Genomic DNA, 21,247 nt, shown 5'->3' with positions numbered 1-21,247 from the left:
CAATTGCGGTTCAAAGGTCCATAGGCTGAATGTAGTGTAGTGGGGCCTGCCCCGGGCGGTACGCCCCACATGCAACGCCCGCCGCTCTGTTAGGCGGCGGGCCTTACCAGCCCAGCGTGCTGGGGATGGGGTCAGGGTAAGAGCACACCGTTCGTGGCGAGCCACGCTGACACGTCCGACTGTGAATAAAACTGATTTTCATCAATGAACTTATCTGCTGACTCCTGCATACGGAGCCGTTTCGGCTGCGTCTCCAGGCTAGGTATCCATCCTCCAACTACGCCGGCAACATCTCGGCCAATTCACGATGCGTTTCGAGATTCCGTACATCGCCACTGACGGCAGGCCCGTTCCAACAGAACCTCAGGCCGAGCCTCTCGCGGAAATCTTTCGAAAGTCGGAGGGCGACATGCCGGCAAGCTTGCGGAAGGATTTGTTGAAGGCGCTCAACGAACCGAAGCCACTGTCCATGGCGACCGTCAGCACTTTTGCACCCTCGTGCATCAGCATTGCCTGAGCGTAGCTCAGCCGCAGCAGGTTTACATATTCGTTGAGCGTCATGCCGGTCGATTTCTTGAAGATGTTCATCGCGTATTTCGGGTGGATGTCGGCAGCGGCCGCGATATCGAGGCAATCGACGTCATAGAGGAAGTGCTCGGCAATGAAGTCGCACATGCGCCCGACATTGCGCGAGGACTGCTGGTCGAAGACGCCGCCGGTCTCGCCCGGCGGCGTGTCGGGGACAAGCCGGTAGGGCTCGAAACGGAAACGTTGCAGCCTGAGCAGGAGTTCGCTCACCGCGTGCTCGGCCCTGGCCGCATCGCCCGAACGCGCATAGCGGTTCCAGCGCTCGAAATTATGCTCGTCGGAACTGTCGGTCGCGTCGGTGACGAGGGTTGTCCCGGTCATCAGCCGATGCCGCAGATCGTCGGGCAACTGCAGCCGGAAGAAGTGCACCAGCGGCAGATGCGCGCCGGCATAGATCGTGTCCTCGCTGCGCCAGTCCATCTGATGCGGCAGGCCGCCCCAGAAAAGGCAGAGATCGCCGGCCGACAACGTCAACTCGTGCTCGGCCATCAGGTAGTGCACGGTGCCGCGCACGATGAAATTGACTTCCACCTGGGCGTGCCAATGCGGCGTCGTCATCACACTCGGGTGGTTGTGGAACATCTGCAGCGCCATGGGCGCGCTTTCGACCGAGCTGACCCCGGGCTGCCACACCGAACCGCCGATGATCCTACCATTCGCCAAATAGATGTTCCTTTCCGCAGAGACGTGGAACGCGCTCCAGTCTAGCGTCACCGTCGCATAGCGCAAACGAATTGGGAGGAGAGCCGATGCCAAGCCTGCCGGAGATTCCCCTGACGTCCAACGGCTACCGTCTCGACGACGCGCCGGCACGTCTTGGACGGCTGGCCGCCAGCGATCCCGCCGAACCGCTCGACCGGCTGGCGGCGCGCTATGAGGACCAGGGGTATCTGTGGCTGAAGGGCCTGCTGCCGCGCGACGAGGTGCTGGCGTTCCGGCGCTATTTCTTCAGGCAGTTCGCCGCCACCGGCCTGCTGGCTCCCGGCACCGATCCCCTCGATGGCATCGCCAATCCGGCGGAAGGCGCCGGCGAAGGCGCGCGAAAGGTGCTGTTTCAGCTCGTGCGTTCGGCCGCCTACGAATCCTTTTGTCTTAAGCCAGAGCTCTGGTCCTTCCTCGACCGGTTCCTTGGTGGCATGTCCTACCTGCACAAGCGCAAGCTGATCCGATACACCCGTCCCAACGACCCGTCCTCGACCGGCGCGCACTACGACCTCGTCTACCTGCGCGGCGGCACGAAGCGGCTGGTGACTGCATGGATCCCGGTCGGCGACGTGCCGGTGCGCATGGGTGGCCTCATCTATCTCGAAGGCTCGCACAGAATCGGGCGCAGGCTGGAGGAGGAGTTCGCCCGGGCCAATGCCGATCTGCCGCCGCAGGAACGGATCAGCGCCTTCAACAGGAACATGTCGGAGACCGGCTGGATCTCCAAGGACCTGCCCGACATGGCCGACCGCTTCGACCGGCGCTGGCTGATTGCCGACTACGAAGCCGGCGACGTGGTGCTGCACAGCCCCTACACCATCCATGCGGCAACGACCAATGTCGATCCGGACGGGCTCATGCGGCTGTCGACGGATATTCGCTACCAGCCCGTGGCAGAGGAGATCGATGCGCGCTGGTCAAATCACTGGTCGCCCGACGACGGTCTCTAGTCCGTGCGATCTTACCATCCGGCAAGTTCATGTTCCTTTTGCGGGAGACGGGCGGCGCGCACGGCCTAGTCTAGCCGGGCTCGTAGAGGGAGCAAATGAAATGGGAGGATTTCAATGCGCATGACAATGACCTGCGCCGCGCTCGCGCTTGCCCTGGGCTCCGGCCCGGCCTTTGCGCAATCCGGTGAAATCACGATCTGGAGCTGGAACATCGCCGCCTCGTCGCTGAAGGCCACCGTCGCCGGCTTCAACAAGCAATTCCCCGACGTGAAGGTCACGGTCGAGGATCTCGGCAACCAGCAGACTTTCGACAAGACGCTTGCCGGATGCGCGGCAGGCGGCGCCGGACTGCCGGACATCCTGTCGATCGAGAACCACGAATCCGAGATATTCTGGAGCCAGTTCCCCGACTGTTTCGTCGATTTGAAGACGCTGGGCTACACCGACGAGATCGCCGCGAAGTTCCCCGACTTCAAGCGCACCGAACTCGAGGTCAACGGCAAGGCCTATGCGATGCCATGGGATTCCGGTCCGGTCGCCATGTTCTACCGCCGCGACTTCTACGAAAAGGCCGGCGTCGACCCGGCAACCATCAAGACCTGGGACGATTTCATCGCCGCCGGCAAGAAGGTCATGGAAGCCAATCCCGGCGTCACCATGACCCAGGCCGACATCAATGGCGACGCGGAATTCTTCCGCATGATCGCCAACGAGCAGGGCTGCGGCTATTTCGGCAGCGACGGCCAGTCGATCACGGTCAACCAGCCGGGCTGCGTGACGGCACTGGAAAAGGTGAAGGCGCTGAAGGATGCCGGCGAACTGATCGCCGGTACATGGGACGAGAAGATCCAGGCCAACAAGGCTGGCACTGTGGCGACGCAGATGTATGGCGGCTGGTATGAAGGCACCATCCGCTCGACCTCACCCGATCTTTCCGGAAAATGGGGCGTCTACATGATGCCCAGCGCCACGGCGGACGGGCCACGCGCCGCCAATCTCGGCGGCTCCGCGCTCGCCATTACCTCGGCCTCGAAGAGCAAAGAAGCTGCCTGGGCGTACCTCAATTACACGCTCGGAACCAATGAGGGGCAGGTCACCATGCTGAAGGAGTTCGGCCTGGTGCCCTCGCTGCTCAGCGCGCTCGACGACCCCTACGTCAAGGCGGATCAACCCTACTGGGGCGGCCAGAAGGTATGGGTCGACATCCTGTCGACGCTGCCGAAGGTCAAGCCGAGCCGCGGTACGCCGTTCTTCCAGGATGCCGACAAGATCATGGTGGCGACGCAGCTCAAATATCTCAACGGTGAGTATGCCGACGCCAAGGCCGCGCTCGACGAGGTGGCCAACCAGGTCGCGGGTGCGACCGGATTGCCGATCGCGCCATAGGTCTCCACCGAATAGCGGGAAGGTAACCTGGCGGCGGCCTTCCCGGGAATTCGAAGCTTTGCGGAAACAACCATGCGGCTGCGCACACGGACGGCCTACGCCTTCCTGACGCCCTATCTGCTCATCTTCCTGGCGTTCTGGATCTGGCCGATCATCAACTCGTTCTGGCTGTCGTTCCTGAACACCAGGACCGCCAACTGGACCTTCAATCCGCGCGTCACATGGGGCAGGCTTCTCGTCGATCCGGCCTTCGCCAGCGCGCTGAAGAACACGCTGATCATCCTGGTCATCCAGGTGCCGATCATGATCGCGCTGGCGACCGTGCTGGCCACGCTGTTGAACTCGCCCGCGCTGAAGGCGAGAGGCTTGTTCCGTTTCGCTTTCTTCGCCCCGGTGGTGGTCGGCGAGGTCGCCTATGCCGCGATGTTCCGTCTGCTGTTCAACGAGTTCGGCATCATCAACAAGATGCTTGCCGGTGCGGGCCTCGCCACTATTCCATGGCTTTCCGATCCGAACGCCGCAATGGCGGTGATCATCATCGCGCTGACTTGGCGCTGGGCCGGCTACAACGCCATCATCATCCTCGCCGGGCTGCAATCCATACCGGAGGACGTCTACGAGGCCGCTACGCTCGACGGGGTGTCGAAGCTCAGGCAGTTTTTCTTCATCACCCTGCCGCTGCTCAAGCCCGTCATCCTGCTCTGCGTGGTGATCTCCGTCATCGGCACCATGCAACTGTTCTCGGAGCCGTTCCTGATCACCAACCGCGGCGGTCCCGGCCAGGCGACGGAAACCCTCGGGCTGTTCCTCTACCGGCAGGGCTTCAACACCTTCAACTTCGGCTACGCGTCGGCGATTGCCTACACCATCGCCGCGCTCGCCGTCGTCATTTCGCTCATCAACCTGTGGCTCGGACGGGAGCGTCAGCAATGAAGAAATCGTCGACCGAGCTGAAGCGCAGCATCCTGCTGCACGGCGCGATGGCGCCGCTGGCGCTGATCTGGCTGTTTCCGCTGTGGATGATGCTGGTGTTCTCGACAATGGACGACAACGGCATCTTCAGCCCCGGCATCAATCTGGCGCCGTCGACGCATTTCGCCGCGAACTTCGCGGCGCTGGAGGCCGACACCGGCTTCGTCCGCGCAACGACGATCTCGGTGCTGGTGGCGATCGCCTACACGTTGCTGTCGGTGGCGTTGACCTCAATGGCCGGCTGGGCGCTGGCCAGCTATCGCTTTGTCGGCAAAAGGACGGTGTTGACAACCATCCTTGGCACTCTGACCTTGCCCTACTTCGTCGTGGTGATCCCGCAATTCGTCATGGTGGCGCGCGACTTTCACCTCGACAACACCTGGTTCGCGCTGATCGTGCCGCCGCTGTTCAATTCGCTTGGCGTGCTGTTCATGCGCCAGAGCTTTCTGATGATGCCTGGCGAGTTGTTCGACTCGGCGCGTGTCGAGGGCGTCAAGGAGTGGCGCATCTTCCTGTTCGTGGCCATGCCGCTGGCGCGGCCGACGCTGGCGGCCCTGTCGATCATCCTCTTCCTGCATAGCTGGAACAACTATCTCTGGCCGCTGCTGATCAACAGCCGGCCGGAGATGATGACCGCGCCGGTGGCGCTGGGCAGCCTGATCGGGCTGACCAAGGTGTCCTGGGGCGGCATCATGACCGGCGCCGTGCTGCTGACTGCGCCGATGCTGGTCGTATTCCTGCTGTTGCAGCGCCATTTCGTCGCCGGCATCGCCGCCGGCGCGATCAAGTAACGCGAGAGGAAGCATGGCAGGGCTGTCGCTCAAGTCGGTCGTCAAGCGCTTCGGCGCTTTCGAGATCATCCATGGCGCCAGCCTTGATGTCGAGGATGGCGAGTTCGTCGTCTTCGTCGGGCCGTCCGGCTGCGGCAAGTCTACCCTTCTGCGCATGATCGCCGGGCTGGAGGACATTAGCGCCGGCGAGATCAGCATCGGCGGCCGCCTCGTCAACGATGTCGAGCCTGCCGAGCGCGGCATTGCCATGGTGTTCCAGTCCTATGCGCTCTACCCGCATATGACGGTTGAGCAGAACTTGTCGTTTGGCCTGCGCATGACAGGCAACCCCAATGCCGACACCGACCGGCGCGTCAAGCGCGCGGCCGAAATCCTGCGCATCAACGAGCTGATGCAACGGCGACCGCGGCAGCTCTCCGGCGGCCAGCGCCAGCGCGTCGCCATCGGCCGCGCCATCGTGCGCGAGCCGCAGGTCTTCCTGTTCGACGAGCCGCTCTCCAATCTCGACGCCGAACTGCGCGTGCAGATGCGGGTCGAACTGGCGCGCCTGCACAAGGAACTCGGCGTCACCATGATCTATGTGACGCACGACCAGACCGAGGCGATGACGCTGGCCGACAGGATCGTCGTGCTCAACGCTGGCAAGATCGAGCAGATCGGCGCGCCGCTCGAGCTCTACGACGATCCGGCCAACCGCTTCGTCGCCGGTTTCGTCGGCTCGCCGAAGATGAATTTCTTGAGTGGCAGAATCGCCGAGACAGGCAGCGACGCGGCCGTCATCGAACTCGTCAACCACGGTGGGGCGCGTCTGCGAAAGCCGCTCGCCGATCTGCCTTCGGTCGGCGACGAAATCGTCCTCGGCGTCAGGCCCGAGCAGTTCTTCAATGCGGGTGAAGGCGACTGCGACATCACGATCAAGGCTGATGTGGCCGAGCATCTCGGTTCGGTCAGCTACGTCTATGCCAGGGCCGGCAAGGAAGAGCTGATCATCGAGCGCGAGGCATCGCGGCATCGGGCCGACGGCGATCACCTGACCGTCTCGATCAAGGTCGACCGGTCGCTGCTCTTCGACAGCGGCGGCCGCCGGCTTCGCTGACCCTTTTTCACGATTGCCCGAAGCGGCTGGAAGGAACCATGACATGAACGCTGAGAAAATCCGCTGGGGCATCCTCGCGCCCGGAGGCATCGCCAAAGCCTTTGCCGGCGGTGTTGCCGGCTCGCGGACCGGGACGCTGGTTGCGCTGGGGACGCGCGACCCCGGAAGGCCCGGCCTCGCCGAGACCTTCCCCGGCGCACGCATCCTCGCCGGCTACGACGCCCTGCTCGCGGACCCGGAGGTCGACGCGATCTACATTTCGACCCCGCATCCGGGTCATGCCGAATGGGCGATCAAGGCGGCGGAAGCGGGAAAGCACGTGCTTTGCGAGAAGCCGCTTGCGCTCACCGCCTTCGAGGCCGACGCGATCATGCACGCTGCGCGCAAGGCGGGCACTTTTCTGGGCGAAGCCTTCATGTACCGTCTGCACCCGCAGACGCTGAAGCTGGTGGAACTGATCCAATCGGGCCTCATCGGCGAAGTTCGCATGATCAAGTCGAGTTTCGGCTTCGCCATGCCTGGCTTCATGCCGGAGCATCGGCTCTATGCGAACGACCTTGCCGGCGGCGGCATTCTGGATGTCGGTGGCTATCCCGTCTCGATGGCGCGCCTGGTCGCCGGCGCGGCGATTGGAAAGCCGTTTGCCGAACCGGACAAGGTGTTCGGCGTCGCGCATCTCGGCCAGTCTGGCGTCGACGAATGGGCCTCGGCGTTGCTGCATTTTCCCGACGGCGTCGTGGCCGAGGTTTCGTGCAGCATCTCGCTCAACCAGGACAATGTACTGCACATCCTCGGCACGCGGGGCCGGATCGAGGTGCCGGACTTCTGGTTCGCCGGCGGCAACCGCGATGTCGGGCTCGGCAGGATCGACGTGATCACCGCCGACGGCAAGCGCGAGACGATCAGCGTGAACGAAACGCGCCACCTCTATTCGTTTGAGGTCGATGGCGCCGGCGAGGCGATCCTGGCCGGCCGTCAGGAATTCGCCTGGCCGGGCATGGGCTGGGACGACAGCCTCGGCACTCTGCGCGTGCTCGACAAATGGCGCGCGGCGGTCGGGCTCGAATACGGGATCGAGAAAGCCGAACGCCGGGTGAATACGATCGCCGGCCGGCCGCTGCGGTCGGGCGGCGCCACCATACCCAAACGCAGTATTCCCGGCCTGGCGCGGCCGACTTCGGTTCTGGCGCTCGGCTTCGAGGATTTCCGCACCTTCTCGTCCGGTGCGATCCTGCTGGACGCCTTTTTCGAGGCGGGCGGCAATCTGTTCGACACGGCTTACGTCTATGGCGCCGGCTATACGGAGAAGCTCCTGGGCGACTGGCTGACAAATCGCGGCGTACGCGAACAGTCGGTCGTCATCGGCAAGGGCGCACACACGCCGCTCTGTTATCCCGACATGATCGGCAAGCAGCTCAGCCAGTCGCTGGACCGGCTCAGGACCGACCATGTCGACATCTACTTCATGCATCGCGACAACATTGACGTGCCGGTCGGCGAATTCGTCGACGCGATGGACCGGGAGGTCAAGGCCGGGCGCATCCGCGGGCCGTTCGGCGGCTCGAACTGGACGATGGAGCGCATGGACGAGGCGATCGCCTATGCCGAGCGCACCGGCAAGCAGAAGCCCGGCGCGCTTTCCAACAATTTTTCGCTGGCCGAAATGCTGGAGCCAATCTGGCCGGGCTGCGTGACCTCCTCGACCGATGCATGGAAAGCCTGGCTGAAAGCTCGTCAGATGCCAAATTTTGCCTGGTCGAGCCAGGGGCGTGGCTTCTTTACCGAGAGGGCAGGACGCGACAGACGCGACGATGAGGAATTGGTGCGGGTTTGGTACTCGGAGCGGAATTTCGGCCGGCGCGACCGCGCGATCGAACTGGCGCGCAGACTGGGAAAGAGCCCGATCCACGTTGCGCTCGCCTATGTTCTGGCGCAGCCCTTCCCATCCGTTCCATTGATCGGCCCGCGCAGGCTGGATGAGTTGGACGACAGCCTGAAGGCGCTTGATATCGCGCTGTCCCCGGATGATCTCAATTGGCTGGATGGGGCTGGGCTCGTCTCCTGATCCGACGGCGATCTTGCCGAGGCCGGGGCGAGCGACGATGTCGCAGACCCCCGTGACTTTCACCTGGAGCGGTGGGACAGGCGGTGAAGGCGGACTGCAAAAGCGCCGCCTGAATGGCCTACTTGTAAAGTGCTTCGTATTTCTTCCTGAGATCGGCCTTGAGCACCTTGCCCATCGTATTGCGCGGCAATGCCGCATCGAAGAGTACGCGCTTCGGCAGCTTGTATTTCGCCAGACGACCGTCGAGCGCCTTCAGCACCGCGGTCTCCGTCAGCGAACCTCCGGGTTCGAGCACCACGATGGCCGTCACGGCCTCGCCGAAATCGGCGTGTGGCAGGCCGATCACGGCGCTTTCGTTGACGCCGTCCAGTCCGTCGATCTCGGTCTCGATCTCCTTTGGATAGACATTGTATCCGCCGGTGATGACCAGGTCCTTGTTGCGGCCGACGATCGAGACGTAACCGCGGTCATCCACCACACCCAGATCCCCGGTGATGAAGTAGCCGTCCTCGCGGAACTCGGCGCGCGTCTTGTCGGACATGCGCCAGTAGCCCCTGAAGACGTTGGGGCCTTTCACCTCGATCATGCCCACCTGGTTCGCGGCAATGACCTCGCCGCTCTCGAGATGGGTGATGCGCACGTTGACGCCAGGCAAGGGGAAGCCGACCGCGCCGGGAACCCGCTCGCCGTCATAGGGATTGGACGTGATCATGTTCGTCTCGGTCATGCCATAGCGCTCGAGAATGTGGTGGCCCGTGCGGCTGGTCCATTGCCGATGCGTCTCGGCGAGCAGCGGCGCCGACCCGGAGATGAACAGCCGCATATGGTTGGTGTTTTCGCGATTGAGCCAATTCTCCTTCACCAGCCGCGTGTAGAAGGTCGGCACGCCCATCAGGGTGGTGGTGCTCGGCAATTCCTTGCGGATCGTCTCCACATCGAATTTCGGCAGGAAGATCATCGACGCGCCGGCAAACAGGATGACGTTGGTGGCGACGAACAGGCCGTGCGTGTGGAAGATCGGCAGCGCGTGCAGCAGCACGTCGTCCTTGCTGAACTGCCAATAGTCGACGAGGGTGCGCGCGTTCGACGACAGGTTGGAATGAGTCAGCATTGCACCCTTGGAGCGCCCCGTGGTGCCGGAGGTGTAGAGCATCGCCGCAAGATCGCTCGCTTCGACCGCGGCGGTCGGATAATTGTCCTCCGCGCCGGCAGCCAGTTCCGGCAGCGTGCCATCGCCTTTGGTGCCCAGCGTCAGCAGCGACGCGACGCCGTGCCTGGTGGAAAGGGGGGCAAGCTCTTCCTGCTTTCCCGGATCGCAGACGAAAATGGGGGGCGACGCATCGCCGATGAAATATTCGACCTCGGCCGTCGTGTAGGCCGTGTTGAGCGGCAGGAAGGCGGCGCCGACGCGCAGGCAGGCAAGGTAGAGGATGATCGCCTCGGGTGACTTCTCGACCTGTGCCGCGACCCTGTCTCCGATCACGACGCCCTTGTTGCGCAGCACGTTCGCATAGCGCGCGGAAAGAGCGAATGCCTCGCGATAGGGTATCACGCGGCCCTCGGCGGTCCGCATGAAGGGTGCGTCCAGATCGGCCACCCGCGAGAAAATCTGGGAGAACAAATTATGCGACATGATTTTTCTGGGACTGGTGGGTGAGCATCTGGCTGTTTCTCGCCCTTGCCATAAACTTCCTGAGAATATCCTTCACGCCCGGCGAGGCAACGACAATCCCGCGCTCGGCATAGGCCTCGTGGTTGGCCTCGATGTCGGCGGTGGCGTAGCGATAATTCTCCATGAGGGTGCGAGCGCCGGAACGCCCTTTTTCGGACAAGTCGGCGACCGGCGCTCTGGGTATAAAGGAATGGTCATACCTCGCACCCATCTTCGTCGGTGATACGCTTCACATCGAGGTGAAGATATCGGCGAAGAAGCTGACCAGCGACGGCAGCCGCTACATCGTCGACCGCGACATCAGCGTGGTCAACCAGACCGGCAAATTGATCCAGAAAGGCACGGCCCGATCGATGTGGAGGCGCGCCTCCACAGAGCCCGCCGGTGCTTGAGTCCGGCCGCAGGAACGGGCCTGATTCCATTGCCAGTTCATCGTTCACATCGGCTCCCCTCGCGAAAGCGTAGCCGCCTCCGGGCAACTGCCGGCGCATCGGCGCCGACGGCTAGCCGTCTTGAGATCGATACAGCGTCAGACGACGCGAACCTCGATGTCGCCGATACCATCGACATGACCCTTCATCACGTCGCCGCGCTTGATCGCACCGACGCCTGACGGCGTTCCCGACATGATGATGTCGCCCGGCGCCAGGCGGAACAGACCGGACAGATAGCTGATCATCTCCGGGACTTTCCAGATCATCTGGTCGAGGTCGCCCGTCTGCCTGCGTTCGCCATTGACGTCCAGCCAGATCGCGCCCGCCGACAGGTGACCGACCTTCGACGCCGGCACCAGCGCCGCGCAGGGCGCCGACTGCTCGAAGGCCTTGCCGACTTCCCACGGACGGCCCATGTCCTTGGCCTTGCCCTGCAGGTCGCGCCGCGTCATGTCGAGGCCGACGCCGTAGCCGTAGACGCAGTCGAGAGCCTTTTCGACGGGGATGTCGACGCCGCCGCTTTTCAGCGCGACGATCATCTCGATCTCGTGATGCACGTCGCTGGAAGCCGGCGGGTAAGGGAACTCCCCGCTGGTGTCGAGATTGTCGGCGTTCTTCTGGAAGAAGAAGGGCGGATCCTTGTTCGGGTCGTGCCCCATCTCGACCGCATGCGCCGCGTAGTTGCGGCCGACGCAATAGACACGGTGCACCGGGAAAAGCTGGTCCGACCCGGCGATGGGAATGGCCGGGATCGCTGCCGGTTCGATGACGTAGTTGGCGGCCGCGGCCTTGATGTTCACTGTCTTGCTCCTGCGTAGAATTCGACCTTCGCCTCGCGGGTCCCAAGCGCATTTCGGTGCAATTATTGCTACAAGCTGCGCGCGGCCTGCTCGATCACCGCAGCCACTTCCTTCGGACGGGATTCGTAGGCGGCGTGGCTGGCGCCTTTGATCTCGGTCGTCTTACTGTTGGCACGGGCGTAGTACCAGCGTTCGAGATCGGGATTGATGATCTTGTCGTCGCCCGCGACGATCGCCCAGCTCGGCCTAGTCTTCCAGGCGGCAGCGGTCAGCGGCGTGGCAAAGACCGAGGCAGCGGTCAGAACCTGCGAGCGCGCCATGAATGTAGCCTGCTCGTGCGGCAGGTCGGGGGCGAACAGTTTCGGGAATTCCGAAGGATCGAGATAGGTATAGCCATCCGCCGTCTTCTCGATGGCGCCGGCGGTTCCGGCAAGCACGCTCGGGGTCTTCTTGCCGAGATCGCTCTCGTCCTCGCCGACATCCGGCGCATGGGCCGCGACATAGACCAGCCCGGCAACCTTCGGGTGGACGCCGGCCTCGGTGACGACCGAGCCGCCATAGCTGTGGCCGACCAGCAGCGTCGGGCCGTCCTGCAGGTCGAGGACGCGCTTCGTTGCAGCCACGTCATCGGCAAAGGAGGTCTCGGGCTCCTGCACCATGCTGACGCGGAACCCGTCCTTGACGAGGATGTCGTAGACCGGCTTCCAGCCCGAGCCGTCCACCCAGGCGCCGTGCACCAGCACGATGTTCTTGACCGGATCGGCATGCGCCGGAACCGCCAGCGAGACGGTCGAAAGAGCGGCCGCGACCGCCAGTTTGATTGCGTGCTTGTTCATGATCGTCACTCCCGGTTGATTTTCCGACGAATACGATTGGCAGCGCCGGAAATATTTCCTCGACAAACCCTTTTTTCAACTTTGCACGCCTCGGTTCGCGGCGACCAAACTCTTCGTCAGGACAGTTGCTGCCCCAGCGCCTTGCCGACGCAGGACATCAGCGACGCCGCCTCGAAAGGCTTGCTCAGGAACCCGAAGGCGCCGGCGGCTTCGGCCTGCCGGCGCAGCCTTTCCTCTGGAAAAGCCGTGATGAAGATCATCGGGACCGCGCAGCCCCGCGCCCGCAGCGCCCGGTGCAGATCGATGCCGCTCATGCCTGGCATCTGCACGTCGGTGATGAGGCAGGCCGTGCGGTCGACCATCGGCGATTCCAGGAACGCTTCCGCCGACGTGAAGGTCTGGGCATCCAACCCATAGGATTGGATAAGATTCTCCGTCGCGACGCGAACTTCGTCGTCGTCGTCGATAATCGTGATCGTCGGCACTTTCTGTACTTTCTTGCTTTTGCCGATGCCTGCGCATCGGTCCGGGGCTGTTCAGCCGTGCGCTTAGGATGGGGCAATTTGGCCAGCCGCGAAACTTATACGGTGGTTTGTCCGGCTTATCCCCTGGAGCCTGTTTTGAAATTCGTCAGGGCGAGTCGAAAATGGCGATTTTCGAGCATCGAAGCGCAGAAAATCGCCATTTGCAGACCGCCATCACGAATTTCAAGGCAGGCTCTTGTGGATGCCGAGGCTCTCGGCCATGCGGACCAGGTCGGCCACGGAGCCCGCCTGCATCTTGCGCATCATGTTGCCGCGATGGATCTTCACGGTGATTTCGGCGAGGTCCATCTCGCCGGCGATCTGCTTGTTCAGCAGGCCCTTCGTCACATATTTCATGACTTCGGACTCGCGCGGGGTCAGCGCGGCGTAGCGCTCGCGCAGCAGGCCGGCCGACTGTCGCGTCACCCGGCGCTCTCGGTCCCGCTCTATGGCCACGGCGACCGCATCCAGCATGTCCTGGTCGCGGAACGGTTTGGCCAGAAAATCGACGGCGCCGGCCTTCATGGCGCGCACCGACATCGGGATATCGCCATGGCCGGTCATGAAGACGATGGGAAGATGGATTTCGAGCCTGGCAAGCTGGCCCTGGAAGTCGAGGCCGCTGACGCCGGGCAGGCGTATGTCGAGCACCAGGCAGCTCGGCACGTCCGGCAGCTTGGCCCGCAGCAGTTCCGGCGCCGAACCAAACACCGAGACCTCCATTCCGACCGACTGGAACAGATTGGAGAGCGCGTCGCGCAGGTCGGCGTCGTCGTCGACCACGATCACCATCGAGCGGACCGGCTCCTCGGCCTTGGGAGGTTTTGGCGAACCGGGCATCAGGCATCTCCTGTGGCGGCAACAGGCAACCGCACGGTGAAAGTGGCGCCGCCGCCCTCGCCGGCCGAGGCCGATATCTGGCCGTGATGGGCCTCGACGATCGAACGGCTGATCGAAAGCCCCATGCCCATGCCATCGGGCTTTGTGCTGTAGAAGGGGTTGAACAGCTTGCCTGCCATTTCCGCGTCGAACCCGGTGCCGGAATCCGTCACTTCCAGAGCGACGTTCTGGTCGTTCTCGGCCGTCTCGCGGCGTGTGGCAATGCGCAGCCGGCGGGAGCCGCTGACGTCGTCCATGGCCTGCAGCGCATTCATCACCAGGTTGATGATCACCTGCTGGAGCTGCACGCGGTCGCCCAGCACGGTCGGCAAGGTAGGATCGAAGGAAAGGTCGAGATCGACGCGCCTCTCGGCGAGTTCGCGCTGAACCAGAAACAGCGTGTCGTCGACGGCCTCGTTGAGATCGAGCGGCAGATGCTCGGCTTCCGACCGCCGCGCCAGGGCGCGCAGCCGGGCGATGACGTCGCTTGCCCGCCGCGCATTGGTGATTATCTTCTCCAGCGACATCCGCGCCGCGTCGATATTCGGCGGCTCCCGCGACAGCCAGCGCAGCCCGGCGTCCCCGTTGGTAACGACGGCGGCCAGAGGCTGGTTTGTCTCGTGGGCGATCGACGCCGCAAGCTCGCCAAGCGTGGTGACGCGGGAAACATGGGACAGCTCCGCCTGCGCCTTGTGCAGGGCGCTCTCGGCCTCGCGGTGTTCGGTGATGTCGCTGTTGGTTTCCATGGTCGCCGCCGGCTTGCCGCGTGGGTCCCGATGCAGAGACCAGCGGCTCACGACCTTGAGTTCGGCACCGTCGCGCCGTGTGTGGGAGAGCTCGCCCTCCCAGCGTCCGGTTTCCAGAAGTTCTGCCTGCAGCCGAGCCAGCTCTATAGGGAATCGCGTTTTCAAGAGTTCGGCCGCCTTGCGCCCGACAGCGTCCTCGGCCGGCCATCCATACAGCAGTTCGGAACCACGATTCCAGTAGGTGATGGTGTCCGCGGGATCGCGCACGAAGATCGCGTCGTGGGTCAGGTCAAGCAGCGCCGCCTGGTCCTTGAGCTGCAACATGGCTTGCTGGTTCTTCAGCGACAGCAGCGTCGTGACGATGATCGCGCAGAGGCTGATGGCGCAGCGGATCGCGGCATCGGTGTCGAACGTGTCACCGTGTCCGAACACGAAGGCCAGGATCGTAAAGACCACGCACAGGACCGATACCGCGATCAATCCGCGCCGGTCGAGCGACGCTGCGCCGAGGATGATGACCAGCGCGTAGAGCACCGCGATCGCGATCCCCAGCGGGGTCAGCGCGTCGACGACGAAGATGGCGATCGTCAGCAGGATCGCCGCCACCCCCTTGGCGGTCGACTGGGCGTGCGCGGACACATGGATAGGCATGCGGCTTTTCCTGCGTTTTCCCTTCAACAAACGCAATATCATCATATCTCGCAAGGCGGCCACAGGCGGTCACTCCTTCCCGGGATCGGGATCGTTCGCTAACCGGATCGACGAGCCGGCGCACTCGCCTCGGCTCGCTTTCGTCGCGTTCGGCCTGCTTTTTCGATGCCCGGCGCAAAACGTCTTTCGCGAAGGCACGTCTCACCGAATCCCGTCCGGAATGGACCTGGGCAGAGCGGCGACCATACCAAGGTTTGGGGTGCTCCAACCCATCAGATGGGCCACGAAACCCCGGTATAATTGAGCAATTCAGCCCCGGAAATATCTTGAGACTGCAATCACCGGAGTTTCCGAACAGGGTTCACAGAGGAAGCCAGCCCGCTTTCCCCGAAAACCCCCCGGTCGGAAATCCCAGGGAATTCATCCCAGGATCATTGAGGGAGATCGGACATGCCCATCAGCCCATTCACCAGCGCCTCGGCCGCTTCAGTCCATTCCGCTCCGGCCGGCCTGCTCGCCGCGAATGCCCGTGTTATGGACGATACGCCGTCCCTGCCCCGCAATCCCCAGGCCAGCGTCAAAGTCGGCCTCCCGCATATGGGTGTCGTGCTGTCGCTGTCGGCCGATGCGGCAAACGGCGCCGGCCTCGACTTCGACGCGCCCGCGACTTCGGAAGCCATGGCCTCCGATCCGGTCATGCAGCGTCTGTTCGACCAGCTCGGCCGCTCCGGCAGCGGTGAGAGCGATGACGACGGCGCCTATGACGACGCCATCCGCGTGGCGCTTGCCGCCCGCTGGCTCAAGCTGCGTTCTAGCGAACAGTCCGAATCCACCGAGGCCCTGCAGAAGTGGCGGCTGAAGCGCGTGCTCGCCCATATCGACGAGAACCTCGGCGAGGCCGTCTCGCTGGCCGACCTGGCGCGCGCCGCCGGGCTCAGCCGCATGTATTTCGCCGCCCGCTTCCGCGCCGCGACCGGCCAGCGCCCCCACGACTATCTGCTGAAGCGGCGGATAGACCGGGCCAAGGAACTGCTGTCGCGGACCGAGGAGACGCTGGTCAACATCGCCCTCGACGTCGGTTTCCAGACCCAGGCCCACTTCACCACCGTCTTCAAGAAATTCGTCGGCAGCACGCCGGGCCGCTGGCGCGCGGATAACCGCTTCGCCTGAGCGTCACGTTTCAACGCAGGCATTCGCGCCCACGCATTCGTCAATCGATGGGGAAGTCTCATGAACGTCGTCGTCCACCCTGCGAGCCTAAAGACGGGCGCCGTTGCGCTCGCCCCTCCTCCGCCCGTGCAAGCTCCTGCTCCGCCCGTGCAAGCGCCTCCTGCGCCGGTGCAAGCGCGTCCGCGTCGGCTGCGGCGCGTTCTACTCGGCTCGGCCACGGTGCTGGCGCTGTGCGCCATTGCCTATGCCGGCGAGCAATACTGGACGGTCTGGCGTTTCCAGGAATCGACCGACGACGCCTATGTCCAGGCGGATGTCGTCACCATCGCCCCGAAGGTCACCGGTTACCTCGCCACCGTCTCGGTCGCCGACAACCAGCCGGTGAAGGCCGGCGACGTGCTGGCGGTCATCGACCAGCGCGACTACCAGGCCGCCGTCGACCAGGCCAAGGCCGATGTCGCCGTGGCGCAGGCGGCGATCGGCAGCATCAAGGCTGAGCTCGACGAGCAGAACGCCCTGATCGACGAGGCGAACGCCACGATCAAGGCCGACGAGGCGACGGCCGTCTATGCCGATCAGAACAACCAGCGCTTCGGCACGCTGGCCAAGACCGGATACGGAACAGTGCAGGACGCGCAGCAGGCCGCCTCGCAGATCGCCTCCGCCAACGCTGTTGTGGCCAAGGACAAGGCGGCGCTGCAAGCGGCTCAGACCGAGATCGAGACGCTCAACGCCCAGCTCGCCGAGGCCAACGCCACGCTCCAGCACAATCAGGCGGTGCTCGACCAGGCCGAGCTCAATCTCGGCTACACGGTGCTGCGCGCGCCTGTGGACGGCGTGGTCGGCGCGCGTCAACTGAGGGTTGGGCTCTACGTCCAGCCCGGCATGCAGTTGCTGGCGGTGGTCCCGCTCGCCCAGGCCTACATCGTCGCCAACTACAAGGAGACGCAGCTCGCCGATGTCGTGCCGGGCCAGCCGGTCAGCATCGACGTCGACACCTTCGACGGCGTCTCGGTGCGCGGCACGGTCGACAGCGTCGCGCCGGCCAGCGGTCAGGAATTCGCCTTGCTGCCGCCGGACAACGCCACCGGCAATTTCACCAAGATCGTCCAGCGCATTCCGGTGAAGATCGCCATCGACCGCACCGACCCGCTGGCCGGCCGTCTGCTGCCCGGCATGTCGGTGACGGCGACGATCGACATCAAGCCGCCCGTAGAGACAGCCTCGAGATAGCAGGGAGCACGGCCATGGCTGACATCACCTATGCGGCCGCGCCTCCTGCCCAGGAAGGCGCCAGCCTGCGGGCCTGGATTTCCGTTTTCGGCTGCATGGTCGGCGCGCTGATCGCGGTGCTCGACATCCAGATCACCAACTCCTCGCTCCCAGAGATCGAAGGCGGCATAGGCACCGGCATCGACAACGGCACATGGATCTCGACCTCCTACCTGATCGGCGAGATCATCATGATCCCGCTGACCGACTATCTCAGCCGCGTCTTCACCTTCCGCCGCTTCCTGATCGGCAATGTCATCCTGTTCCTGATCTTCTCCATCGCCTGTGCCTTCGCCGAAAACCTCAGCCAGATGATCGTGCTGCGCGGGCTGCAAGGTTTCAGCGGCGGCGTGATGATCCCGATGGCCTTCACCCGGGTGCTGACGACGCTGCCGCCGCGCCAGCAGCCGATGGGGCTCGCCGCCTTCGCCCTGACCGCAACCTTCGGACCCTCCATCGGCCCGACCATCGGCGGCTTCCTCACCGAGAACTATGGCTGGCAATACATCTTCTTCGTCAACATCGTGCCCGGGGCCCTGATGCTGGGCCTCCTCTATCCGACGCTTGAACGGGCGAAGATGAACCTCGCCTTGCTTAGGGAAGGCGACTGGTGGGGCATCGCCTTCATGGTGGTCGGCCTCGCCTGCCTGCAGACCGTGCTCGACGAAGGCAACAAGGACGACTGGTTCGGGTCGCCACTGATCGTCCGGCTGTCGATCATCGCCGCCGTCGCCCTGGCGATCTTCGTGGCCATCGAACTGACGATCGAAAAGCCTGCCGTTCGGTTGCGCCTTCTCGCCCATCGCAATTTTGCGCTCGGCACAATCGCCAACGTGACCGTCGGCTTCGCGTTGTTCGGTTCGGTCTATGTGCTGCCCGCCTATCTCGACCGGGTCCAGGGCTACAATGCCGAGCAGATCGGTCTCGTGCTGGCCTGGGCGGGACTACCGCAACTGCTCATCATCCCGTTCGTGCCGCTGCTGCAGAAGCATTTTGACGCCCGCCTCATCGTCTGCACCGGGCTGGTCATCTTCGCCACCAGCTTCTTCCTGAACACGCATCTCAGCTTCGACAATGGCGGAGACCAGTTCATGACCACCAACATCGTGCGCGCGTTCGGCCAGGCCGTCGTGCTCGCGCCGCTGGCCGGTATAACAACGGCCGGCATTCCGAAGGAGCTGTCGGGCGCGGCCGCGGGCCTCTTCAACATGATGCGCACCCTTGGCGGCGCGGTGGGCACGGCGGTGCTCGCCACCATCATCACCAAGCGCGAGCAGTTCCATTCCAACATCATCGGCCAGTCGGTCACACCCTATGGCGAGAACGTCCAGCAGTTCCTCGCCAGGCTGCAGGCCTATTTCCTGTCGCACGGCATCTCCGACCAGGACCTCGCGCACCATCAGGCCGAGATCCTGCTCGGCAAGCTCGTCGCGCAGCAGTCCCTGGTCATGGCGTTTTCCGATACGTTCTACATCATGGGGCTGGTGCTGCTGGTGGCGGCAGTGGCCGTGGTTCTGACACGCAAGCGCCCTGCCGTGTGACGGCCGACAGTTCGGTCTGCCGCCCAACGCGCTGGCGTCCGCCCATCGGACGACCGGGCCGCGCATGACCCAAGACGGATATCCCGCGCTTACCGGATGGTCGCGCCAAACCACGCGTTGAAGACCTGCGGATCACCAGGTGGGATCGCGCCCTTCCAGATCATCGTCCGGAACGACCGGCTGACGACCGTGACTGGCGTAGGGGTCCACGTAGGCCATTTTGAATGCGTTGCCCATTACACCGCATATGGCGGCGAGCGTTGCGCCGATTGCAAGCCACGGAAAGCTTGGCCGTGGCAGGGTAAGGCGTCGAATGGTGGTCGGGGTGGTGGTGGACATGTCGGTCATGGTGTCCTCCTGTGATAATGAGGATGACATCGCTTTCCGGTCAGGTCCTTGGCGCGGACCTGAAGAGTCCTGAACAGCCCTGAAGTTCGCCTTCAGGGTCATCTTGAATTATCTTGCCCACGAGGGATGGTTTCTCTGCCGATGGACCTGGAGTTTGGGAACTATCGTCTGAAACGCGCCGAACGGCTGCTGCTGGGCCCGAGCGGGCCGGTGGAGCTTTCGGCGCGTTCCTTCGACATCCTCGCCCTATTGCTCGACAGGCCGGATGAGGTGGTCGGCAAGACCGAACTCTTCGATGCGGTCTGGCCCGGCCTGGTGGTGGAAGAGAACACGCTGCAGGTCCACATTTCGGCGCTGCGACGGCTGCTGTCCGCCGAGATGATCGCAACCGTACATGGCCGCGGCTATAAATATGCCGGCCCCAAGCCCTTTGTGGCTATGGCAGAGGCTACGGCGCCGTCCAGGGCGTCCATCGCCGTTCTCCCCTTCGACAACATGAGCGGCGACCGTGAGCAGGACTTCTTCAGCGACGGGATCACCGAAGACATCATCGCCGGGCTCGGCAGGTTCAAGGAGTTTCTGGTCATTGCGCGGAACTCCTCCTTCCAGTTTCGCGGCAAGGCGAACGACCTGGCCGAGGTGGCGGAAAAGCTCGGCGTCCAGTACGTCGTCGACGGCAGCGTGCGCAAGATCGGCAACCGGATCAGGGTCACCGTGCAGCTAACCGATGCGTCCTCAATGGCGCATGTCTGGGGCGAGCACTACGACCGCCAGCTCGACGACATCTTCGCCATCCAGGACGAGATCACCCAGATGATCGCGGCACGTCTCGCCCGGCAGGCCAGAACCGCGATTTCATCGCGCGCCAGGGCGCGGCCGACCGACAACATGTCGGCCTACGAGTTTTACCTGCGGGCGCTGCAACTCGCGCCCTTCTATGAGACGGCACATGAGGCCGAGCCCTTCCTGCGCCAGGCGATCAAGCTCGACCCGCGGTTTGCGGCGGCCCACGCCATGCTGAGCTTCGTGGAGTCCTTCAAGTTCTACTGGGACTACGACAATCCCGGTCATCTGCATTCCGGGCTGGAGATCGCAAGAACCGCATTGCGGCTCGATCCCGACGAGGCCTATGGGCATCTGGCTACCGGCTTCGCCCACTTCTTCCTGCGCCAGTATAGGCAAGCCGAAATCAGTCTCGATCGGGCCGTCGCCCTCAATCCGAACGATCCGTTCATTCTCAGCACCCGCGCTCTTTTCCTCAGCTACACGGACAGGCCCGAGGAAGGGCTCGGTGAGATCACCGAAGCCCAGCGCCGCGACCCGTATGCCGTGGGATGGTACGACGACTATCGTGGCACCATACTCACGTCGGCCGAACGATACCGCGAGGCGATCGCCTGCTTTGCGAAAATGGCAACCGTGCCATCATGGTCACTCGTTCGTCTGACCATCTGCCATTCCGAACTGGACGAAATCAGCCAAGCGCAAGACCTCCTGGCAAAGGTCAAGGCACACTATGCCGGACTAAGCCTTGACGAGATCGTCGATAAGGAACTGGACTTCTTCAAAGATCCTGCGATCTGCAGCCGTTACCGCGCGATCCTGCGGCGCGTCGACGGCCAGGAGTAATACTAGCGGTTCCAATCTCGGCCCGTTTTGCTCCCAGGCACCCACTCCGGCCCTTCGGGCCACCTCTCCCCTCGCAGGGTAGAGGAAGGGTGCGGTCGGGACGCCGGCGCTTCCACAGCTTGGCTTCCTCTACCCCTGCAAGGGGGAGAGGTGGCCCGAAGGGCCGGAGTGGGGGTTTTCCGGGTTATCACC

General features: G+C 63.6%; 20 protein-coding genes. 11 read left to right on the top strand and 9 right to left on the bottom strand.

The genetic code is table 11. The annotated features are described in order from the left end of the window. Positions 1-363 precede the first annotated feature (363 nt). On the bottom strand, positions 364-1,182 hold the full coding sequence (locus tag ACH196_RS18415) for a helix-turn-helix domain-containing protein (protein WP_396648392.1): 819 nt from the start codon (positions 1,180-1,182) through the stop codon (positions 364-366). A 155-nt stretch (positions 1,183-1,337) separates the two neighbouring features. Between ACH196_RS18415 and ACH196_RS18410 the strand changes: the two genes are divergently transcribed. The 6 genes from ACH196_RS18410 to ACH196_RS18385 all read left to right on the top strand — a co-directional run bounded on the left by ACH196_RS18410 (position 1,338) and on the right by ACH196_RS18385 (position 8,553). Continuing rightward, positions 1,338-2,243: a phytanoyl-CoA dioxygenase family protein gene (locus ACH196_RS18410; RefSeq protein WP_396648371.1), complete on the top strand. Its 906-nt coding sequence runs from the start codon at positions 1,338-1,340 to the stop codon at positions 2,241-2,243. Positions 2,244-2,357: 114 nt separating this feature from the next. Continuing rightward, positions 2,358-3,629, top strand: coding sequence for an ABC transporter substrate-binding protein (locus ACH196_RS18405; RefSeq protein ID WP_396648370.1), 1,272 nt, complete (start codon positions 2,358-2,360; stop codon positions 3,627-3,629). A 72-nt stretch (positions 3,630-3,701) separates the two neighbouring features. Next, positions 3,702-4,562, top strand: a complete 861-nt coding sequence (locus ACH196_RS18400; protein ID WP_396648369.1) for a carbohydrate ABC transporter permease — start codon at positions 3,702-3,704, stop codon at positions 4,560-4,562. Continuing rightward, entirely contained in the window at positions 4,559-5,392 is an 834-nt protein-coding gene (locus tag ACH196_RS18395) for a carbohydrate ABC transporter permease (protein WP_396648368.1), read from the top strand. Before ACH196_RS18400 ends, ACH196_RS18395 begins: the two co-directional genes overlap by 4 nt. A 13-nt stretch (positions 5,393-5,405) precedes the next feature. After that, on the top strand, positions 5,406-6,488 hold the full coding sequence (locus ACH196_RS18390) for an ABC transporter ATP-binding protein (RefSeq protein ID WP_396648367.1): 1,083 nt from the start codon (positions 5,406-5,408) through the stop codon (positions 6,486-6,488). 43 nt (positions 6,489-6,531) lie between these two features. Then, complete coding sequence (locus ACH196_RS18385) at positions 6,532-8,553, top strand: aldo/keto reductase (protein WP_396648366.1); 2,022 nt, start codon at positions 6,532-6,534, stop codon at positions 8,551-8,553. Between the two features lie 118 nt (positions 8,554-8,671). Here the strand turns inward: ACH196_RS18385 and ACH196_RS18380 are convergent, their stop codons facing one another. Together ACH196_RS18380 and ACH196_RS18375 are read right to left on the bottom strand one after the other, a co-directional pair. Continuing rightward, positions 8,672-10,186: a malonyl-CoA synthase gene (locus ACH196_RS18380; RefSeq protein WP_396648365.1), complete on the bottom strand. Its 1,515-nt coding sequence runs from the start codon at positions 10,184-10,186 to the stop codon at positions 8,672-8,674. After that, positions 10,176-10,349, bottom strand: coding sequence for a hypothetical protein (locus ACH196_RS18375; RefSeq protein WP_396648364.1), 174 nt, complete (start codon positions 10,347-10,349; stop codon positions 10,176-10,178). Before ACH196_RS18375 ends, ACH196_RS18380 begins: the two co-directional genes overlap by 11 nt. Between ACH196_RS18375 and ACH196_RS18370 the strand changes: the two genes are divergently transcribed. Next, positions 10,348-10,617: a hypothetical protein gene (locus ACH196_RS18370; RefSeq protein WP_396648363.1), complete on the top strand. Its 270-nt coding sequence runs from the start codon at positions 10,348-10,350 to the stop codon at positions 10,615-10,617. The two genes, ACH196_RS18375 and ACH196_RS18370, sit on opposite strands and share 2 nt — an antisense overlap. A 137-nt stretch (positions 10,618-10,754) precedes the next feature. On the opposite strand, the gene ACH196_RS18365 is transcribed toward ACH196_RS18370, so the two are convergent. The 5 genes from ACH196_RS18365 to ACH196_RS18345 form a co-directional block, all read right to left on the bottom strand. Beyond that, entirely contained in the window at positions 10,755-11,459 is a 705-nt protein-coding gene (locus tag ACH196_RS18365; protein ID WP_396648362.1) for a fumarylacetoacetate hydrolase family protein, read from the bottom strand. A gap of 68 nt (positions 11,460-11,527) precedes the next feature. Further along, positions 11,528-12,295: an alpha/beta fold hydrolase gene (locus tag ACH196_RS18360; protein WP_396648361.1), complete on the bottom strand. Its 768-nt coding sequence runs from the start codon at positions 12,293-12,295 to the stop codon at positions 11,528-11,530. A gap of 116 nt (positions 12,296-12,411) precedes the next feature. Beyond that, positions 12,412-12,780: a response regulator transcription factor gene (locus tag ACH196_RS18355; RefSeq protein ID WP_396648360.1), complete on the bottom strand. Its 369-nt coding sequence runs from the start codon at positions 12,778-12,780 to the stop codon at positions 12,412-12,414. A 222-nt stretch (positions 12,781-13,002) separates the two neighbouring features. Then, positions 13,003-13,659 (bottom strand): response regulator transcription factor, encoded by a 657-nt coding sequence (locus ACH196_RS18350; RefSeq protein ID WP_396648359.1) that lies wholly within the window; start codon positions 13,657-13,659, stop codon positions 13,003-13,005. Further along, a complete protein-coding gene (locus tag ACH196_RS18345) occupies positions 13,659-15,095 on the bottom strand; it encodes an ATP-binding protein (protein WP_396648358.1) in 1,437 nt (478 codons plus the stop codon). Before ACH196_RS18345 ends, ACH196_RS18350 begins: the two co-directional genes overlap by 1 nt. A 450-nt stretch (positions 15,096-15,545) precedes the next feature. Here ACH196_RS18345 and ACH196_RS18340 point away from each other — a divergent pair, with 450 nt between their 5' ends. From ACH196_RS18340 to ACH196_RS18330, 3 genes are read left to right on the top strand one after another with little or no spacing between them, the layout of a single operon-like run. Further along, complete coding sequence (locus ACH196_RS18340) at positions 15,546-16,265, top strand: helix-turn-helix domain-containing protein (protein WP_396648357.1); 720 nt, start codon at positions 15,546-15,548, stop codon at positions 16,263-16,265. A 60-nt stretch (positions 16,266-16,325) separates the two neighbouring features. Then, a complete protein-coding gene (locus ACH196_RS18335; RefSeq protein WP_396648356.1) occupies positions 16,326-17,498 on the top strand; it encodes an HlyD family secretion protein in 1,173 nt (390 codons plus the stop codon). Positions 17,499-17,512: 14 nt separating this feature from the next. Continuing rightward, positions 17,513-19,078, top strand: a complete 1,566-nt coding sequence (locus ACH196_RS18330; RefSeq protein ID WP_396648355.1) for a DHA2 family efflux MFS transporter permease subunit — start codon at positions 17,513-17,515, stop codon at positions 19,076-19,078. 132 nt (positions 19,079-19,210) lie between these two features. On the opposite strand, the gene ACH196_RS18325 is transcribed toward ACH196_RS18330, so the two are convergent. Beyond that, positions 19,211-19,426 (bottom strand): hypothetical protein, encoded by a 216-nt coding sequence (locus tag ACH196_RS18325; RefSeq protein WP_396648354.1) that lies wholly within the window; start codon positions 19,424-19,426, stop codon positions 19,211-19,213. A 141-nt stretch (positions 19,427-19,567) separates the two neighbouring features. Here ACH196_RS18325 and ACH196_RS18320 point away from each other — a divergent pair, with 141 nt between their 5' ends. Then, positions 19,568-21,055, top strand: coding sequence for a winged helix-turn-helix domain-containing tetratricopeptide repeat protein (locus tag ACH196_RS18320; protein ID WP_396648353.1), 1,488 nt, complete (start codon positions 19,568-19,570; stop codon positions 21,053-21,055). Positions 21,056-21,247 lie beyond the last annotated feature (192 nt).

The sequence above is a fragment of the Mesorhizobium sp. IMUNJ 23232 genome (assembly GCF_044326205.1).
Classification (GTDB): domain Bacteria; phylum Pseudomonadota; class Alphaproteobacteria; order Rhizobiales; family Rhizobiaceae; genus Kumtagia.
This window is presented reverse-complemented; position numbering and strand designations above follow the sequence as displayed.

Coding starts and splice junctions, on each gene's coding strand:
- ACH196_RS18415 (WP_396648392.1), bottom strand. CDS start 1,182: ATGGCGCTGCAGATGTTCCACAACCACCCGAGTGTGATGACGACGCCG.
- ACH196_RS18410 (WP_396648371.1), top strand. CDS start 1,338: ATGCCAAGCCTGCCGGAGATTCCCCTGACGTCCAACGGCTACCGTCTC.
- ACH196_RS18405 (WP_396648370.1), top strand. CDS start 2,358: ATGCGCATGACAATGACCTGCGCCGCGCTCGCGCTTGCCCTGGGCTCC.
- ACH196_RS18400 (WP_396648369.1), top strand. CDS start 3,702: ATGCGGCTGCGCACACGGACGGCCTACGCCTTCCTGACGCCCTATCTG.
- ACH196_RS18395 (WP_396648368.1), top strand. CDS start 4,559: ATGAAGAAATCGTCGACCGAGCTGAAGCGCAGCATCCTGCTGCACGGC.
- ACH196_RS18390 (WP_396648367.1), top strand. CDS start 5,406: ATGGCAGGGCTGTCGCTCAAGTCGGTCGTCAAGCGCTTCGGCGCTTTC.
- ACH196_RS18385 (WP_396648366.1), top strand. CDS start 6,532: ATGAACGCTGAGAAAATCCGCTGGGGCATCCTCGCGCCCGGAGGCATC.
- ACH196_RS18380 (WP_396648365.1), bottom strand. CDS start 10,186: ATGTCGCATAATTTGTTCTCCCAGATTTTCTCGCGGGTGGCCGATCTG.
- ACH196_RS18370 (WP_396648363.1), top strand. CDS start 10,348: ATGAGGGTGCGAGCGCCGGAACGCCCTTTTTCGGACAAGTCGGCGACC.
- ACH196_RS18375 (WP_396648364.1), bottom strand. CDS start 10,349: ATGGAGAATTATCGCTACGCCACCGCCGACATCGAGGCCAACCACGAG.
- ACH196_RS18360 (WP_396648361.1), bottom strand. CDS start 12,295: ATGAACAAGCACGCAATCAAACTGGCGGTCGCGGCCGCTCTTTCGACC.
- ACH196_RS18350 (WP_396648359.1), bottom strand. CDS start 13,659: ATGCCCGGTTCGCCAAAACCTCCCAAGGCCGAGGAGCCGGTCCGCTCG.
- ACH196_RS18345 (WP_396648358.1), bottom strand. CDS start 15,095: ATGCCTATCCATGTGTCCGCGCACGCCCAGTCGACCGCCAAGGGGGTG.
- ACH196_RS18340 (WP_396648357.1), top strand. CDS start 15,546: ATGCCCATCAGCCCATTCACCAGCGCCTCGGCCGCTTCAGTCCATTCC.
- ACH196_RS18335 (WP_396648356.1), top strand. CDS start 16,326: ATGAACGTCGTCGTCCACCCTGCGAGCCTAAAGACGGGCGCCGTTGCG.
- ACH196_RS18330 (WP_396648355.1), top strand. CDS start 17,513: ATGGCTGACATCACCTATGCGGCCGCGCCTCCTGCCCAGGAAGGCGCC.
- ACH196_RS18325 (WP_396648354.1), bottom strand. CDS start 19,426: ATGACCGACATGTCCACCACCACCCCGACCACCATTCGACGCCTTACC.
- ACH196_RS18320 (WP_396648353.1), top strand. CDS start 19,568: ATGGACCTGGAGTTTGGGAACTATCGTCTGAAACGCGCCGAACGGCTG.